Source organism: Mesorhizobium sp. WSM1343, from assembly GCF_055901535.1.
The window spans coordinates 1188157-1205207 of the sequence record NZ_CM148370.1 but is presented as its reverse complement, the minus strand read 5'-3'; the positions used below and the strand labels follow the sequence as shown (position 1 = coordinate 1205207).

Here is a 17051-nt window from a genome sequence, read left to right as displayed (position 1 = left end):
GGCTACTTGCTCGCCTTGGCCCGCTCGATCGCGTCGACGATCATCTTCTTGGCGTATTTGGAATCGTGCCAGCCTTCGATCTTGACCCATTTGCCGGGCTCGAGATCCTTGTAGTGCTCGAAGAAGTGCTGCACCTGCTGGCGCGTAATGTCGGGCAGCTGAGTGTATTCGGTGACGTTCTCGTAACGCAGCGTCAGTTTTGGCGACGGCACGGCGATGATCTTCTCATCCTGGCCGGCATTGTCTTCCATGATCAGCACCCCGATCGGCCGCACGTTGATGACGCAGCCCGGCACCAGCGCGCGCGTGTTGCAGACCAGCACGTCGATCGGATCGCCGTCGCCCGACAGCGTGTGCGGCACGAAGCCGTAATTGCCGGGGTAGCGCATCGAGGTGTGCAGGAAGCGGTCGACGAACAGCGTGCCGGCCTCCTTGTCCATCTCGTACTTGATCGGCTCGCCGCCGATCGGCACCTCGATGATGACGTTGACGTCCTCAGGCGGATTCTTTCCGCTGGCTATGGCTTCAATGCGCATGGCTTAAATCCCTCTCTCGATGGACGATCGATAGCGGGCGGCGCGTCATGGTGCAATGCGGCGAATGGTGCTGGGTGCGAATGGAACGCCCAATTGCCGAAAGGCCGGGTTGTCATTCCCAGACGAAAGCGACCTTCTTCAGCGCCTTCTGCTCGAAGATCTCGACGCCCTCGGCGACATCGCGGCCACCGGCGCCGGCATAGAAGGCAAGCGCGTTCTGGTTGTCCTCCAGCGCCCACACGACCATGCCTTTCAGCCCGTGATCGGCCAGCCGCGCCTTGGCCGCCGAAAACAGGCGGCTGCCGAGCCCGATGCCCTGATATTCCGGGCGCAGGTACAATTCGTAGATTTCGCCCTGCTGGCGCAGTTCACGGGCGCGGTTCTTGCCGATCGTCGCATAGCCGGCGATCTTGCCGCCGATTTCGACGACCAGAACGGTGGCGGCGCGGCGAATCGCATTCGCCCACCAGTCGGCGCCTCGACGGTTGATCATCGATGTCAGGGTCCGGTGCGGAATGATGCCGGAATAGGCGCCGCGCCAGGCTTCCAGATGCACCTCGGCGATGGCACTGGCATCGCGCGGGTCGGCTTTCCGGATGTCGATCGTCAGCGTATTCATGATTTGTTAACCATAAACCCGCATCGCCCGATTGCAAGGGTCCGGGCGGCCAGCCGGCTGCTTTCTCACAGGCGATCACCGCCCTGGTGAGGGGCCTTCAAGACTTCTGTGGAAAGGCTCAAATCTCGACAAGATGGTCGTCGAGCTCGTTGCTGTCGCCCGCAGTGACCGGGAAATGCTCGGCCAGCACCGCACCCACCAACTCGATCGCCTTGACGAAGCCGTCGGCAAGCCGGTCGTCGCCGGCATGCGCGGTAAGGTCGCGCACGACGCCGTCCCAGACATGCTGGCCGACCTTGGCGTCGATACCCGAATCGGCAACCACCTCGGCATAGCGCTCGGCGATCGAGACGAAGACCAGCACGCCGGTGCGCGCCGTGGTGCGGTGGACGTTGCGGGCGAGGAACTGCTTGATCGCGTTGGCGTGCGCCGCCTGGTAGCGCAGCCGCCTCGGCACCAGGTGGATGCGCATACCAGGCAGCGCCCACAACAAGGCCAGCACGCAGGCAAGCGCCAGGAGCTGGGCGAGGACGAAATGCGGCAGCCGGATCGACAGCCACCAGGCCTCCAGACCGTAGCCGACCACCAGGCTGACGAACAGCATGCACACGGTCGCCATGAAGGCGGCCGGGAAGAAATAGCCGTCGCTGCCATGCGCCACGACACAGTAGATTTCGCCGTCGGTTTTCTCCTCGGCGGCGCGGATCGCGGTTGCGATGCGCTCATGATCCTGCGGGCTGATTGGTCGTGTTGCCATGATCTGTCTCACCAGCCTCCTGAAGAACCGCCACCACCCGACGAGCCGCCGCCACCGGAAAACCCGCCACCGCCGCTTGACCCCGAGGACCAGCCACTGCCCGAACCCGAAGACCAGCCGCCGCCCGACGACGAACCGGTTGTCCAGCCACTGCCCGAGTACCCGCTCGGCCCGCGGCCATAACGAAACGTCATGCCCAGCCATTTGTACACGCCCGGCGACAGTTTCGTGCCGAACATCGGCGGCAGGAACGCCATCGCCATCCCGCCGAAGAACATCGTCGCCCACAGGATCAGGAACACGGCAAAGATCGGATCGATGGACGTGCCGTCATCGGCGGGATTGCGCTTGCCCCGCGCTTCCAGTTCTTCGGGATTGCCCTCCAGCACCATGACCATGTCATCGACGGCTTTGCTGATGCCGCCGGAGAAGTCCCCGGCGCGGAAGGCCGGCACCATGTCATTTTCGATGATCAGCTTGGTGTGCAGGTCGGTCAGCGTGCCTTCCAGCCCATAGCCGACCTCGATGCGCATCTTGCGGTCGTTCGGGGCCACCAGCAGCAGGACGCCATTGTTTTCCTTCGCCTGGCCGAGCTTCCAGAAGCGGAACAGCCGGTTGGCGTAAGGCTCGATCTCCTCGCCATCGAGGCTGGGAATCGTCGCGACGACGATCTGGTCGGAGCCTTTCGTCTCGAAATCGGCGAGTTTTTGGGTCAGCGCCGCCCTGGTCGCGGCGTCGATGATGCCGGCATTGTCGACGACACGGCCGGTCAGCGCCGGCAGGTCGGCCGCGTAGGCCATGACGCAGGAGAACAGCACGACCGCAGCAATCAGGACGGCCGAGGCGAGGCGGTCGCGTTTCGACAGGCTGATGCTGGATACCATCATGCCATCACCAGCTTCCCGACGAGCCGCCGCCGCCGGACGAACCGCCGCCGCCGGAAAAGCCTCCACCGCTGCTTGACCCCGAAGACCAGCCGCCGCCGGAACTCCCCGACGACCAGCCGCCACTGGAGGATCGCCGGCTTGGCTCGAAGGTCATGCCAAGCCAGCGGTAGCGGCCGGGGCCAAGCTTCTGGCCGAAGATCGGCGGCAGCACGGAAGCCGCAATGCTGCCGAAGAAGATGATCGCCCAGATGCTGATGAAGACGGCGAAGAACAGGTCGTCGGAATCGAAAGGCGCTTGCTGGTTGCGCTCGCCGCGCGCCTCCAGCTCCTCCGGATTGCCTTCCAGCACCATGACCATGTCGTCGACGGCCTTGCTGATACCGCCCGAGAAGTCCCCGGCGCGGAAGGCCGGCACCATGTCATTTTCGATGATCAGCTTGGTGTGCAGGTCGGTCAGCGTGCCTTCCAGCCCATAGCCGACCTCGATGCGCATCTTGCGGTCGTTCGGGGCCACCAGCAGCAGGACGCCATTGTTTTCCTTCGCTTGGCCGAGCTTCCAGAAGCGGAACAGCCGGTTGGCGTAAGGCTCGATCTCCTCGCCATCGAGGCTGGGAATCGTCGCGACGACGATCTGGTCGGAGCCTTTTGTCTCGAAATCGGCGAGTTTTTGGGTCAGCGCCGCCCTGGTCGCGGCGTCGATGATGCCGGCATCGTCGACGACACGGCCGGTCAGCGCCGGGAGATCGGCCGCGAGGGCGGTGAAGGGGAGGAAGAGGAGGCTTAGAAGAGCGAAAAGGAACCCTAGGCTTGCGTTCCGGAGCGCCCCCCTCTGCCCTGCCGGGCATCTCCCCCTCAAGTGGGGAGATTGGCCGCCATCTCCACTTTCACCAATTTTCAACGTCGCAAGATGGGCGTCAGCGCCGAAGCTGCCAATCTCCCCCCTTGAGGGGGAGATGTCCGGTAGGACAGAGGGGGGTGTTTGCACGCCAGCAGCCCGTCATTTCGCGGGATTTATTCCGATGACAGTGGACGTTCACCCGCCCTGCTTCGTGCCGAAATCGACCTTCGGCGGCTGCATCTTGTCTTCGGCGACGGTGAAATTGGCGAAGGGCTCGTTGCCGCGGAACCAGAAGGTCGCCCACAGCACCGAGGGGAACGTCCTCAGCGTCAGATTGTAGTCCCTGACCGCCTGGATGTAATCGCGCCGCGACACCGCGATGCGGTTCTCGGTGCCTTCGAGCTGCGCCTGCAGCGCCAGGAAGTTCTGATTGGCCTTGAGGTCGGGATAGGCCTCCGAGACCGCGATCAGCCGCGACAGCGCGCTGGTCAGCCCCGCCTGGGCATCCTGAAACTTCTTGAGGGCTTCGGGATCCTTCAGCGTTTCCGGTGTTACCGTGATCTGCGTTGCCTTGGCGCGCGCCTCGACCACCGCGTCGAGCGTATCCTTTTCATGCGAGGCATAGCCCTTGACCGTCTCGACCAGGTTGGGGATGAGGTCGGCGCGGCGCTGATACTGGTTCAGCACCTCGCTCCATGCCGCCCTGGCATTTTCTTCCGCCGTCGGGATGGTGTTATAGCCGCAGCCTGCAAGCAGCGGCAGCACGATCGCCATCATCAGGAAGGCGGGCAGCGTGCGGAACGTGGACGGCAAGGCAAGGCGCTGGGCAAACATGATGGGGTCCCTCGGTAGAAGTTGCACGCGAAGCATTACCACAATCAGCGCGCAAGAAAACCGCCCGCGCCGGCAGCCCCTCGGCTGGCACGCCCGGTGCCGCTGCAAGGCTCTGTGATTGGCCGTGCGAACGCGATAAGGTCCGGCAAAACGGGACATCATCATGGCGGAACGCCAGGACAGCGACAAGGAATCGCGCCGTATCCTCGAGCGCATTGCGCGCGAGACGGATCCGGCCGGCAACTCGTTTGTAGCGCGGGCAGCGAAAGGCATGCACGATCACGTCACCGCGGCCGATGCCGATCGTGCCGATCCGATCGAAGTCTGGGGCACCCGCTTTGGCCGCACGCTGGGCCTGCTGCTGGCGCTGGGCCTGATGGTCTGGCTCGTGCTTTACGTCATCCGGGGCAGTTAGGAATCAAACGACAATGAGCGCCGAACAAACCGACGCGCCGCGTGCGGTCATCGTCATTTCCAGCCATGTCGCGCGTGGCTCGGTCGGCAACCGTGCCGCCGTCTTTGCGCTGGAGACCCTGGGTTTCCCGGTCTGGGCGGTGCCGACCGTCATCTTGCCCTGGCATCCCGGCCATGGGCGCGCGACGCGCATCGTGCCGCCGCTCGACGAGTTCAAGGCTCTGATGGCCGATCTCGAGCGGGCGCCATGGCTGGGTGAGGTCGGCGCCGTGCTGTCCGGCTATCTCGGCGAGGCGGGCCAGGCCGAGGCCGTCGCCTCGCTGGTCGCCGCGGTCAAGGCAAGGACGCCCGGCGCCGTCTATATCTGCGATCCGGTGATGGGTGATTCGGGCGGCCTCTATGTGCCCGAACCGACCGCCATCGCCATGCGCGACCGGCTGATGCCGATCGCCGACATAGCCACCCCTAACCGCTACGAACTGGAATGGATGGCCGGCGCCGCGTTGCCAGACATGAAATCGGTGATCGCGGCGGCGCTGCACGCCGGACCATCGACCATGCTGGTCACCTCGGCGCCGTCGATGATGACGGGCGGCACCGGCAACCTCCTGCTCGATAACAGCCAGGCGCTGCTCGCCGAACATCGCCTGATCGACAAGCCGCCGAATGGCCTGGGCGATCTGACGGCGGCCGTCTACCTGGCACGCATCCTGTCCGGCCAGCCGCCGATCAAGGCGCTGCAATCGACGACGGCGGCGGTCTACGAGATCCTGGCACGCACCGCCAAGCGCGGCGGCGACGAACTGCAGCTCGAAACCGATGCGCAGAGCCTGTCGCATCCGATGGCGATGGTCCAGCTTCGCCACCTCACACATCCAGGGCGGGGCCGCCGGGCGTGACATCGACTGAGGCCGTACTTGTCGGCGTCGATGGCTGCAAGGCCGGCTGGATCGCCGTCCGACGAACTTTTGGCATGGCACCGTCGGTCGGTGTCTTTGCAACCTTCACTGCCCTGCTCGCATCCCTTCCCGAAGACGCTGTCATCGCCGTCGACATGCCGATCGGCCTGCCCGGCTTTTCGGGCAAGGGCGGTCGCGGCCCCGAAGCGCTGGTGCGGCCGCTGCTCGGGGCACGCCAGTCCAGTGTCTTCTCGATCCCGTCCCGTGCCGCGCTCTATGCCGACACCAACGGCTTCACCACCATCGAAGCCTGGTATGCCGCGCACGTCAGGGCAAGCGCGGTGGCCCTGACCACATCCGATCCGCCGCGCGGCGTCTCGATCCAGGCGTTCGGCATTTTTGCCAAGATCCGCGAGATCGACGCCCTGCTGATCGCGCGGCCCGATTTGCGCAGCCGCGTGTTTGAATCGCACCCGGAAGTCGCTTTCTGCCGCTTGAACGGCAATCAAGCCATGCAACTGCCGAAGAAGATCAAGGGCAGCATCAATCCGGCCGGCATGGCGGAACGCAAGGCGCTGCTCTGCCGGCACGGCTATGATAAGGGCTTTCTCGACCAGCCGCCGCCCCGCGGTGCCGCCGCTGATGACTTCCTCGACGCAGCCGCGATGACGCTGATCGCCGGTCGCATCGTCGGCGGTGAGGCGCGGCCGTTTCCCGACCCGCCGGGCCGCGACAGCTTTGGCATTCCCGTCGCCATCTGGGCGTGACGCTGTTGGCCACGGTTGCGCTCGATGCATGGCATTTCTAGCCAGCCCTCATAATTCTGCATTGCTCGCGACCGGCTTTTGCCGCTAGAGCCTCTCTAGACCGCAACGAGCTGCCGCATCCAACCCGGAAAGGCTCCAGACGCCGCCCATGTCCCATCTCCCTGAACATCTTCTCGCCGGCTATCGCAATTTCATGAATGGCCGCTATCTCACCGAGAGCGGGCGCTATCGCGATCTCGCTCGCGAAGGCCAGGCGCCGGAGACGATGATCGTTGCCTGCTGCGATTCGCGTTCGGCGCCCGAGGCGATCTTCGACGCTGGGCCGGGCGAACTCTTCGTTCTGCGCAATGTCGGCAATCTGGTGCCGCCCTATGCACCCGACGGCGAGTTCCATTCGACCTCGGCGGCGCTTGAATTCGCCGTACAGAGCCTCAAGGTCAAGAACATCGTCGTCATGGGCCATGGCCGCTGCGGCGGCATCCGGGCGGCGCTCGACAGCAATTCCGCGCCGCTGTCGCCGGGCGACTTCATCGGCAAGTGGATGAGCCTGATCGCGCCGGCGGCCGAAACCGTCTCCTCCAGCACCTTCATGACCGCCTCGGAGCGCCAGACCGCGCTGGAGCGCATCTCGATCCGCTATTCCATCGCCAACCTCAGAACCTTTCCCTGCGTCTCGATTCTCGAAGGCAAGGGACGGCTGTCGCTGCATGGGGCCTGGTTCGATATCTCGACCGGCGAACTCTGGACGATGAACAAGGAGACTGGCGATTTCGAACGGCCGGAGCTGGGATGAACGCGGCGGCGCGCAAGCTGGTGAACATCAGGTCGGTCGCTTTTGTGGCGGCCGCACTGCTGCTGGCGATTATTGCCGCCCGCGCCGATGATCGTGCCCTCATCAGCCGCTGGTATTCGGCGCTGCTGGTCGCCGACCGCACGGAACTGTCCGACCTGCTCGCCGACGATGTCCGCATCAAGCTGGACGACCTCGGCATCGTGCAAAGCAAGCAGGAATTCATCGCTTCGATCGACGAATGGAAAGGTGCCGTTGCCGGTGCTGCGATCCGGCACCGGATCGAGAAAAGCGAAGGCGGCGTCACCACGGTGGTCGCCTGCTACGATTTCCCCAACAACGACATGCTGATGCAGGAAACTTTCGCGGTCACCGACAACCGCATCACCGCCAGTTCACAAGCGGCGATCGCCGAAAACTGCGACGGCTTTTGAGGGCGATATCGGCCAAATCCGCATATTGCGGGTCCGCCGGCCGCGCCCTACATCGGGTACGACCCGCCTGCCTGCCCCACCAACGAAAGACTGTCCATGCCTTCCACGAAAGCCGTCGACCTCGCCGCCCATCCGCTGACCGCGTGGCAGGGGCCGCTCGGCCTGCCCGATTTCACGCGCATTGGCGACGGCGACTTCTCCCCGGTCTTCGACGCGGCGCTGAAGGCGCACGAGGCCGAGATCGAGGCGATCGCCGGCAACAAGGATGCGCCGACCGTCGAGAACACGCTTGCCGCGCTGGAACTCGGCGGCGAAGCGCTCGATCGTGTCTCGTCGATCTTCTGGTGCCGCGCCGGCGCCTACACCAACGAGACGATCCAGGCGCTGGAGCGCGACATCTCGCCGAAAATGTCCAGGCATTTCTCGGCGATTTCAATGAATGAGCGGCTGTTTGCCCGCATCGACGATCTCTACCAGCGCCGTGAGAGCCTGAAGCTCGACGCAGAGACCTTGCGGGTGCTGGAAAAGACCTGGAAGGGCTTCGTCCGTTCCGGCGCCAAGCTCGACGCCGACGGCAAGAAGCGGCTGGCAAGCATCAGCGAGGAATTGTCCTCGCTCGGCACAGCTTTCGGCCAGAATGTTCTGGCCGACGAGCGCGACTGGGCGCTGTTCCTCGATGAAGCCGACCTTGCCGGCCTGCCGGACTTCGTGAAAAGCTCCATGGCCGAGGCCGCCGAAATGCGTGGGCAGAAGGGCCGCTATGCCGTCACTCTGTCGCGCTCGATCTATGAGCCGTTCTCGACCTTCTCCGAACGCCGCGATCTGCGCGAGATCGCCTTCCGCGCCTTCACCATGCGCGGCCAGAATGGCGGCGCCACCGACAACACGAACGTGGTGCGCGACATGCTGCGCCTGCGGGCCGAAAAGGCAAAGCTGCTCGGCTACGCCTCTTTCGCCGCGCTGAAGCTCGACGACACCATGGCCAAGACGCCGAAGGCCGTGCACGCGCTGCTCGATCCGGTGTGGGAAAAGGCGCTTGAGAAGGCAGCAAGCGACCAGATCGAATTGCAGCGCCTGGCCACCGCAGCCGGCAGCAACGAAAAATTCGCTGCCTGGGACTGGCGCTTCTACCAGGAGAAGCTGCGCGCGGAGAAATTCGCCTTCGACGAGGCGGAACTGAAACCTTATCTGCAGCTCGACCGGATCATCGACGCTTGCTTCGACGTGGCGACACGGCTGTTCGGCATCACCTTCGAAGAGAAAAAGGGCATCGCGGCCTGGCATCCGGACGCCCGCGTCTTCGTGGTGAAGAATGCCGACGGCAGCGAGCGCGGCCTGTTCCTGGCCGACTATTTCGCCCGGCCGTCAAAGCGATCCGGCGCCTGGATGAGCGCGTTGCAATCCGGCTATAGGCTCGGCCACGGTGCAAGCCCGGTCATCTACAACATCATGAACTTCGCCAAGCCGCCGGTGGGCGAGCCGGCTCTGCTGTCGGTCGACGAGGCCAAAACGCTGTTCCACGAATTCGGCCATGCGCTGCACGGCATGCTGACCGACGTCACCTGGCCCTCGGTTTCGGGCACTTCGGTCAGCCGTGATTTCGTCGAATTGCCCTCGCAGCTCTACGAGCACTGGCTGACCGTGCCGGCAGTGCTGGAGAAGCACGCGCTGCACGTCAAGACCGGCAAGCCGATGCCCAAGGCGCTGCTCGACAAGATGCTGGCCGCGCGCACCTTCGGCGCCGGCTTCGCCACGGTCGAATTCACCGCCTCCGCCTTGATGGACATGGCCTATCACGCGCGGGCGGAGGCGCCTGAAGCGCCGCTTCGTTTCGAAGCCGAAACGCTTGCAGAACTGCATATGCCGGACACCATAGCCATGCGTCACCGCACGCCGCATTTCGGCCATGTCTTTTCCGGCGAAGGCTATTCGGCCGGCTACTATTCCTACATGTGGTCGGAAGTGCTCGATGCCGATGCTTTTGCCGCCTTCGAGGAAACCGGCGACCCCTTCAACCCGGCGCTCGCCGAGCGGCTGCGCAAGAACATCTACGCCGCCGGCGGCTCGAAGGATCCGGAAGAACTCTACACCGCATTTCGCGGCAAGATGCCGTCGCCGGAAGCGATGATGGCCAAGCGCGGGCTGGCGTGATTGGCTTTCCCTTCCCCCCTTGTGGGGGAAGGTGGATCGGCGCGTAGCGCCGAGACGGATGAGGGGTGTTCCAGGAAATGCCAACGCCTCACTCCGCTGGAACACCCCTCATCCGACCTCGCTTCGCGAGGCCACCTCCTCCCACAAGGAGAGAAGGGAGAACCCTACACTTTCCACGGATCCGCAACCCTCGGCCACACCGGCCTTGTCAGCTTCTTGTAATCGGTCACCGCCGGATTGCTGGGATACGAACTCGGCGCCGAGACATAGATGATCTCGGCGGCGATCGGCTCGAAGCCGGCGTAGAAATGATTGGTCGACTTGATCAGCAGCATGTCCTTGGCTAGCGGATCGACGCCGATGTTGGAAAAGATATCCGGCTCGAAAGTCTGCGTGCGGTTGGTGTTGAGGATGATGTCGACCTCGGTGCCTTCGAGGCGGACCAGCGCCGTCGGCCCAAGCGTCACCCGGCTTGGCCCGAAACTCTGCCAGCCCTCCGCAACCGCCTTCAGCACGCGCACGCGCGCATCGATCGGCTCGCCGGCTTGCGGCCCGGCCTTGCCGCCGAAGCGCAGGTCGATGACTGCGCCCTCGCCCGCCGCCAGGCAGAAGGTGACCGCGATCGGATCCCAGATGGTCGCGACGGCGAACCTGTCCAGGCCACGCGCCAGCATCTGGCGCAGCACGAAGGTGCCGTCGCCGGGCACACCGCCGCCGGGATTGTCCCAGATATCGGCGATGACCACCGGCTTGCCCGGATTTTCTGTGCGCACGGCCAGCGCCCGATCGATGCCGTCGGCAGCACTCAGCATCGTCATCGCGGTCTTTTCGCGCAGCGCGTAGAGTTCCCGCCCGAGCCGTTCCGCCAGCGCGTCGCCCTGGGCCTTGTCATTGTCGGTGACGACCAGGATGCGCGTGCCCATCTCGGGCACATCGGCCGCCATGAAGCCGTGGATGACGGAGACCGACAGCACGCCGTCCTTGCCGTGCAGCGCCTTGATGCGATCGACGAAGGACCGCATCGGCTCGCGGCTGGTCGGCAGCACCTGGATCATGCGGCAGTCGAAGGTCGAAATGACAGGGTTGATCTCACCACGCACTGCTGCCAGGCCAAGCTCGACGACATGTTCGCCGCGCTCGTAGAAATCGGTGTGCGGAAATTCGAGGAAATAGGCGAGAATGTCGGAGGCCGCGACGCGCTTCGGTGTCAGATGGCTGTGCGGATCGAGTTCCACGGCGATCACCACCTCCGGCCCGACCATTGCGCGAACCCGTTCGAGCAGATCGCCTTCGCAATCGTCATAGCCTTGCGCCACCATGGCGCCATGCAGGCCGAGGATGACAGCATCGACCGGCAGCGCCGCCTTGAGCTGGCCCAGAATCTCGTCGCGCAGAGCCTCATAGGTCTGCCGCTGCACCAGCCCGCCCGGCTCCGCCCAGGTGGCGGTGCCTTCGATGACGTCGAGGCCTTCGGCTACCGCACGCCGGCGTAGCGCCACCATCGGCGAGGAGCACAGCGTCGGCGTTTCCGGATGCTTGCCGGGCCCGGCATAGAAGGCCATCTCGAACGAAGCCCTATCGGTCGGCACCGGCGAGAAGGTGTTGGTTTCCGTCGCCAGCGAGGCGGTGAAAATGCGCATGAAAGCTCCGTCCGTGAATAGGCGCTATTTGACCGCCCCGAGCGCCAGGCCTCTGACGAGGTAGCGCTGCAGCCAGATGAACAGGATGGCCACCGGCAAGGTCGCCAGCAGCGTCGCGGCCATGACGTGATGCCATTCGATGGTGTAGCGGCCGGCGACCAGCGAAAACACCTGGATCGGCAGTGTGTAGCTTTCCTGGCTGCGCAGCATGGTGAGCGCCACGACGAACTCGTTCCAGGCGTTGATGAAGGTGAAGATCGCCGTCACCGCGATCGCCGGCAGGCAGAGCGGCAGGAACACCTTGCGCAAGGTCAGCCAGCGGCCGGCGCCCTCCATCCAGGCGGCTTCCTCGAGATCGCGGGGGATGGTGTCGAAATAGCTCTGCAGCATCCACACCGTGAAGGCGACGTTGAAGGCCATGTAGATGAAGCCGAGCGCCGTCGTGCTCTCGACCAGGCCCCAGGCGGCCATCAGCCGGAACAGGCCGAGCACCAGCACGATCGGCGAGATCATCTGCGAAATCAGCAGGAACTGTCGCAAGGCGCCGTAGCCGGCAAAGCGGAAGCGCGACATCGCATAGGCCGCCGGAACCGAGATCAGGATGGCGCCGACGGTGGCGATCACAGACACGTAGAGCGAATTGAGCAACGCCTGGCCGAAGCCGGTCGCCACCCACATGTCGGAAAAATTCGACCAGCGGAATTCGCTCGGCCACCAGGTCGGCGACAGCACTTCCTGTCTCGGCTTGACTGCGGTCAGGAACATCACCGCGAAGGGAAAGAGCGTCACCACGATCAGCGGCGCCAGCAGCAGCCAGGCGATGATCGAACGCTTGAGCTTGCTCGTCATGCGCGTTGCTCCCGCATCGCCAGCCGCACATAGATCATGGTGAAGACCAGCAAGATGGCGAACATCACCAGCGACACCGCCGATGCTTCGCCCAGCTTGCCGATGCGGAAGGCCAGCTTGTAGAGATGGGTGACCAGGATATCGGTCGAGTTGGCCGGCCCGCCCTGCGTCATCACCCAGATGATCGGGAAGGAATTGAAGACGTAGATGGTGTTGAGCACGATGGCGATGTTGATGAACGGTTTCAGGAGCGGAAAGGTAATTTCGCGGAACTGCTGCAGCGGCGTCGCCCCTTCAAGCGCCGCCGCCTCGTAGAGATCGTCCGGGATCGACGACAGCCCGCCGAGGAAGATCGTCGTCGTGAACGGCACCGTCACCAGGATGCCGATCAGCACTTGCATCGGAAAGGCGGTTTCGGCACTCGCCAGCCACTGGATGTTGTGATCGATGAGGCCGAGGCCGATCAGCGCCGAATTGAGCATGCCACTTTCGCCGCTCAGCGCCCAGCGCCAGACCACCGCAGTCATGGTCAGCGACACCGCCCAGGGCAGCATGATGATGACGCGGGCAATGCCGCGGCCATAGAAATCGGTGTTGAGGATCATCGCCACCGGGATCGACAAGAGAAGCGCGCCGCCGACCACCATCACCGTCCATTGGCCGGTGCGCCAAAGCGCGGCCGTGAAATCGGGATCGGCAGCGAGTGCCGCGAAATTGGCGAAGTCGTTGAAGTCACGAAGCTGGCCGAAGCGGCTGACGTCATGCGTCGAGATCTGGATCAGGTCCCAGACCGGCCAGAAGATGACCACCGCCGCCAGAAACAGGCTGGGCAAGGTCAGGAGATAGGGCAAGAAACGATTTTGCATCGGCTGGCTTTGTACCGCGTTGCGGGGAGATTGGATTTCGCTGGCTTAACAGATTGACTTGGTCCGGCCTCATTCTTCTCAGGGCACCGCTTCAGGATTCCTTGCAACCGTCGGCGCTGCCCTCACCTGCTCGTCCGTTCTCCGCAGCAGTTGCGGAAGGGCCCCTTTCCTCTCGCCCGTCGATCGGGGAGAGGTGTCGAGCGAAGCTCGACGGAGTGGGGGTCGACCCCTTGGGCGCAAGGCGAGGCTTGCGCCTGGTGCTCTTCCTATATCCGTTCGCGGTGGCTGCCAGGTGGTTCCCCCACTCCGTCTCGGCTTCGCCGAGCCACCTCTCCCCCCTCCGGTGGGAGAGGAAAGGAGCCTGGCTGGGCGGCGTTGACATCGACGAACTATCTTTCTGCTCGAGGCTGCAAGATGTGGCGCGCCCCGCCTGAATCTGGGGCGCGCCACGGGCGCAGGGAGATACGCCCTATTCCTTCAGCACTGCCCCTACTTCTTCAGCACCGCATTGGCCTTGGCCGCCGCGTCCTTCAGGCCTGCCTCGGGGTCGCCGCCGAGATAGATCTTCTGCATGGCGTCCGACGTGATCTGGGCGACCTCTTCCCAGCCCGGGATGACCGGCGCGAAGCGGGCGTCGGGCAGCAGAGCGGTGAACGCGGCCAGATCGGCATTGTTGACGTAGTAGTCCATCTTGGCCTCTTCCTTGTTCACCGGCAGGAAGCCTTCGCCCTGTGTGAACTTGGCACGCTGCTCCGTGGTGAACAGGAAATCGAGCAGCTTCCAGGCCTCGTCCTTGTTCTTGGAGTTCTTGAACATGATGATGGAATCGGTGACGCCATAGGTGCCGCGCGCGCCGGTCGGTCCGGCGGGAATGGCCGCAACGCCGTATTTCAGGTTCGGCGCCTCGTCCTTGATCTGGTTGGACAGGAAGGGTGCGGTGATCATCATGCCGACCTTGCCCTGCTTGAACAGGTTCTGCACGTCCTCGCGGTTGTTGGAGGTGACGCCGGGTTCGGTCAGGCCTTCGTCGATCATCGACTTGTAGAGTTTGGCGGCTTCAAGCGCGCCGGGCGTGCTCAGGCCCGAAGTGCCGTCCTTGTTGAGGATTTCCGTGCCGTAGGACCACATCGCATAGTAGTAATAGACGTCGGTCTCGATCTCCTTGCCCTGCAGGCCGAAGCCGAACGTGCCCGACCCCAGAGCCTTGATCTTGCGCGCATCTTCCTGCAGCTCGGTCCAGTTTGCCGGTGGCTTGGCGATGCCGGCCTTCTCGAACAGCTCCTTGTTGTAATACATGGCGCGCGCCGAGGCAGCGATCGGCAGGCCGTAGGTCTTGCCATCCATGATCGAGGGCGACAGGAAGGTGTCGATGAAGCGGTCCTTGAAGTCGGGCTTGATGTAGCCGTCGAGCGGTTCGGCGACATCCTGCTGGACGAAGTCGATCAGCCAGCGCGTGCCGATGATCGACAGATCGGCATTGGTGCCGGCGGTGATGTCGGTGGTCAGCTTCTGCAGCAGCACATCCCACGGCACCACTTCGAACTTGACCGTGATGCCGGGGTTCGCCGCCTCGAATTCCTTCTTGACGCTGTCGAAATAAGGGCCAGTCTTGGCGCTGTACTCGGCCACGGTGACCCGCACCTCGCCCGCATCCGCCTGCGCCGCAATTGCCAGCATGCTCATTCCGGCCATCAGGCCGACAGTCCATTTTGCAAGACTCATTTGAACTCTCCCATTTTGATTTTTGCGCCTGCGCGCCTCTTCGTTACCCAAGCAGAAGATTTATGTGACTTTCCTACATTATCGGGGATTGGAAGGCTTGCAAGCAGATTATTCTGTTGCTTAATTACATTTTGTGGACTAGGCCTGATCCGACCTGTCGAAGATCCCGGAGGATGACGCACGGTGGTTTCGCAAACGGAACTCGAAGGCAGGGCCGAATTCGAGGGCAAGACTGTCGTTGTGACGGGTGCGGGCGGCGGCCTCGGCACGGCCATCGTGGCGCTGATGGCGCAAAGGGGCGCCAGGGTCGTAGGCTGCGACCAGTCGAGCGAGGCGTTGAAGAGCCCGTATTTTGCCGCCCGCCACGTCTTCGATCTTCTCGACAAGGCGTCGATAGCCACGGCGATCGCCGCCATCCTCGACCGGGACGGTGTGCCCGACATTCTCATCAACAATGCCGGCTGGACGCGCGCCGAGACGCTCCCCGCGCTCAACCCCGACAGGATTGAGCAGGAACTCGACCTCAACCTGACCGGCGTGATGAATTTCGCCGATCCGCTGGTCAAGGCGATGGCCAGCCGTGGCTCCGGCAGCGTCGTCTTCATCTCCTCGGTCAACGCCATCGCGCATTTCGGCAATCCCGCCTATGCCGCGGCCAAGGCCGGCATCAACGCCTATGCCAAGGCGATCGCCGTCGAGCTCGGCCGCAGCGGCCTGCGCGCCAATGTCGTCTGCCCCGGATCGATCCGCACCGCCGCCTGGGACCACCGCCTTGCCAAGGATCCCGAAATCCTCGGCAAATTGCAGCGGCTCTATCCGCTCGGTCGCATCGTCAACGCTGCGGAAGTGGCGGAAGCCGTCGCTTTCCTTGCGTCCGATCGCGCATCGGGAGTAACAGGCGTGGTGATGCCCGTGGACGCGGGACTGACCGCCGGTTGCCTGCCCTTCATCGACGACATATTGAGAGCGTGAGCATGACCGACGTCGAGTTCCGCGACCTGTCGAAATCCTTCGGGCAGCACAAGATCCTCGAGAACATCAGCCTCGATATCAGGAGCGGCGAGTTCGTCGTCCTGGTCGGGCCGTCCGGCTGCGGCAAGTCGACCTTGCTGCGCATGCTCGCCGGCCTGGAGACGATCACTTCCGGCGATCTGTTGATCGGCGGCGTGCGCGCCAACGCGCTGCCGCCGCAGCAGCGCAACATCGCCATGGTGTTCCAGTCCTATGCGCTGTTTCCGCATCTGAAGGCATCAGACAATATCGGTTTCGGCCCGAAGATACGCGGCGAGACGCGCACGGTAATCGATGAGAAGGTCAAGAAGGCGTCCGGGGTCCTCAATCTCTTCTCCTATCTCGACCGCTATCCCCGCCAGCTGTCGGGCGGCCAGCGCCAGCGCGTCGCCATGGGCCGCGCCATCGTGCGCGAACCGTCTGTGTTCCTGTTTGACGAACCGCTGTCCAATCTCGACGCACAATTGCGCGTGCAGATGCGCGTCGAGATCAAGGCGCTGCACCAGCGGCTGAAGTCGACGATCGTCTACGTCACCCACGACCAGATCGAGGCTATGACCATGGCCGACCGCATCGTCGTGATGGATCGCGGCAGGATCCAGCAGGTCGGGGCGCCGCTGGAGCTCTATGACAGGCCGGCCAACAAGTTCGTCGCCTCCTTCCTCGGCTCGCCGTCGATGAGTTTCGTCTCTGGTTCGCTCAAGACGACGCTTGAGAAAACCTGGTTCGAATCGGCCGGTGGCGGGCGGCTGGCGCTTGCCGGCAAACAGGTGCCGGCGGACAGCGCGGTGGAGGCCGGCATCCGGCCCGAGCATTTTGTCATCGGCGAGGCTGTCGACGCGATGGCGATCAGGGTGGATGTCGTCGAGCCCACCGGCTCCGAAACACATGTCTATGGCGCTATCGGTGCTGATACGGTACGCGCCGTGTTCCGTGACAGGGTGCCGGTCAGGCCGGGAGACCTGCTGCCGGTCTCGGTCGATCCCGGCAACATCCATCTGTTCGACAAGGCGACGGGCCTGCCTCTATGAAAATAT

General features: G+C 63.8%; 18 protein-coding genes. 8 read left to right on the top strand and 10 right to left on the bottom strand.

From position 1 onward, the window contains the following. Positions 1–2 precede the first annotated feature (2 nt). The 6 genes from ppa to AC0NIL_RS05780 all read right to left on the bottom strand — a co-directional run bounded on the left by ppa (position 3) and on the right by AC0NIL_RS05780 (position 4471). Complete coding sequence (ppa, locus tag AC0NIL_RS05805; RefSeq protein WP_013528997.1) at positions 3–536, bottom strand: inorganic diphosphatase; 534 nt, start codon at positions 534–536, stop codon at positions 3–5. A gap of 112 nt (positions 537–648) precedes the next feature. Next, positions 649–1155: a GNAT family N-acetyltransferase gene (locus AC0NIL_RS05800; RefSeq protein WP_013528996.1), complete on the bottom strand. Its 507-nt coding sequence runs from the start codon at positions 1153–1155 to the stop codon at positions 649–651. A 118-nt stretch (positions 1156–1273) separates the two neighbouring features. Further along, entirely contained in the window at positions 1274–1912 is a 639-nt protein-coding gene (locus AC0NIL_RS05795; protein WP_473572909.1) for a TPM domain-containing protein, read from the bottom strand. Between the two features lie 8 nt (positions 1913–1920). Beyond that, complete coding sequence (locus AC0NIL_RS05790) at positions 1921–2799, bottom strand: TPM domain-containing protein (protein WP_366212836.1); 879 nt, start codon at positions 2797–2799, stop codon at positions 1921–1923. A gap of 4 nt (positions 2800–2803) precedes the next feature. After that, positions 2804–3655, bottom strand: coding sequence for a TPM domain-containing protein (locus AC0NIL_RS05785; protein WP_063173306.1), 852 nt, complete (start codon positions 3653–3655; stop codon positions 2804–2806). A gap of 177 nt (positions 3656–3832) precedes the next feature. Next, the gene (locus AC0NIL_RS05780) at positions 3833–4471 is read right to left on the bottom strand and encodes a LemA family protein (protein ID WP_024504707.1); all 639 of its coding nucleotides are present in this window, start codon (positions 4469–4471) and stop codon (positions 3833–3835) included. A 163-nt stretch (positions 4472–4634) separates the two neighbouring features. On the opposite strand from AC0NIL_RS05780, the gene AC0NIL_RS05775 reads away from it, so the two are divergent. The 6 genes from AC0NIL_RS05775 to AC0NIL_RS05750 all read left to right on the top strand — a co-directional run bounded on the left by AC0NIL_RS05775 (position 4635) and on the right by AC0NIL_RS05750 (position 9926). After that, positions 4635–4886, top strand: coding sequence for a hypothetical protein (locus AC0NIL_RS05775; protein WP_013528991.1), 252 nt, complete (start codon positions 4635–4637; stop codon positions 4884–4886). 13 nt (positions 4887–4899) lie between these two features. Beyond that, entirely contained in the window at positions 4900–5784 is an 885-nt protein-coding gene (pdxY, locus tag AC0NIL_RS05770; RefSeq protein WP_063169475.1) for a pyridoxal kinase PdxY, read from the top strand. Then, on the top strand, positions 5781–6551 hold the full coding sequence (locus AC0NIL_RS05765) for a DUF429 domain-containing protein (protein WP_473572906.1): 771 nt from the start codon (positions 5781–5783) through the stop codon (positions 6549–6551). The genes pdxY and AC0NIL_RS05765 overlap by 4 nt, the downstream gene beginning before the upstream one ends. 148 nt (positions 6552–6699) lie before the next feature. Further along, complete coding sequence (locus AC0NIL_RS05760) at positions 6700–7344, top strand: carbonic anhydrase (protein ID WP_027037320.1); 645 nt, start codon at positions 6700–6702, stop codon at positions 7342–7344. Further along, on the top strand, positions 7341–7775 hold the full coding sequence (locus tag AC0NIL_RS05755; protein ID WP_013528987.1) for a hypothetical protein: 435 nt from the start codon (positions 7341–7343) through the stop codon (positions 7773–7775). Before AC0NIL_RS05760 ends, AC0NIL_RS05755 begins: the two co-directional genes overlap by 4 nt. A 96-nt stretch (positions 7776–7871) precedes the next feature. After that, the gene (locus tag AC0NIL_RS05750) at positions 7872–9926 is read left to right on the top strand and encodes a M3 family metallopeptidase (protein WP_063173308.1); all 2055 of its coding nucleotides are present in this window, start codon (positions 7872–7874) and stop codon (positions 9924–9926) included. A gap of 164 nt (positions 9927–10090) precedes the next feature. Here AC0NIL_RS05750 and AC0NIL_RS05745 read toward each other — a convergent pair whose 3' ends face one another. The 4 genes from AC0NIL_RS05745 to AC0NIL_RS05730 form a co-directional block, all read right to left on the bottom strand. Next, the gene (locus AC0NIL_RS05745; protein WP_473572905.1) at positions 10091–11566 is read right to left on the bottom strand and encodes a M81 family metallopeptidase; all 1476 of its coding nucleotides are present in this window, start codon (positions 11564–11566) and stop codon (positions 10091–10093) included. Positions 11567–11590: 24 nt separating this feature from the next. Next, complete coding sequence (locus AC0NIL_RS05740) at positions 11591–12415, bottom strand: carbohydrate ABC transporter permease (RefSeq protein WP_013528984.1); 825 nt, start codon at positions 12413–12415, stop codon at positions 11591–11593. Then, positions 12412–13281, bottom strand: a complete 870-nt coding sequence (locus tag AC0NIL_RS05735; protein ID WP_024504714.1) for a carbohydrate ABC transporter permease — start codon at positions 13279–13281, stop codon at positions 12412–12414. Before AC0NIL_RS05735 ends, AC0NIL_RS05740 begins: the two co-directional genes overlap by 4 nt. A 489-nt stretch (positions 13282–13770) precedes the next feature. Continuing rightward, positions 13771–15003, bottom strand: coding sequence for an ABC transporter substrate-binding protein (locus AC0NIL_RS05730; protein WP_013528982.1), 1233 nt, complete (start codon positions 15001–15003; stop codon positions 13771–13773). A 183-nt stretch (positions 15004–15186) separates the two neighbouring features. On the opposite strand from AC0NIL_RS05730, the gene AC0NIL_RS05725 reads away from it, so the two are divergent. After that, positions 15187–15975, top strand: a complete 789-nt coding sequence (locus AC0NIL_RS05725) for an SDR family oxidoreductase (protein ID WP_275953480.1) — start codon at positions 15187–15189, stop codon at positions 15973–15975. A 2-nt stretch (positions 15976–15977) separates the two neighbouring features. After that, complete coding sequence (locus tag AC0NIL_RS05720; protein ID WP_473572904.1) at positions 15978–17045, top strand: ABC transporter ATP-binding protein; 1068 nt, start codon at positions 15978–15980, stop codon at positions 17043–17045. The last annotated feature ends 6 nt before the right edge of the window (positions 17046–17051 follow it).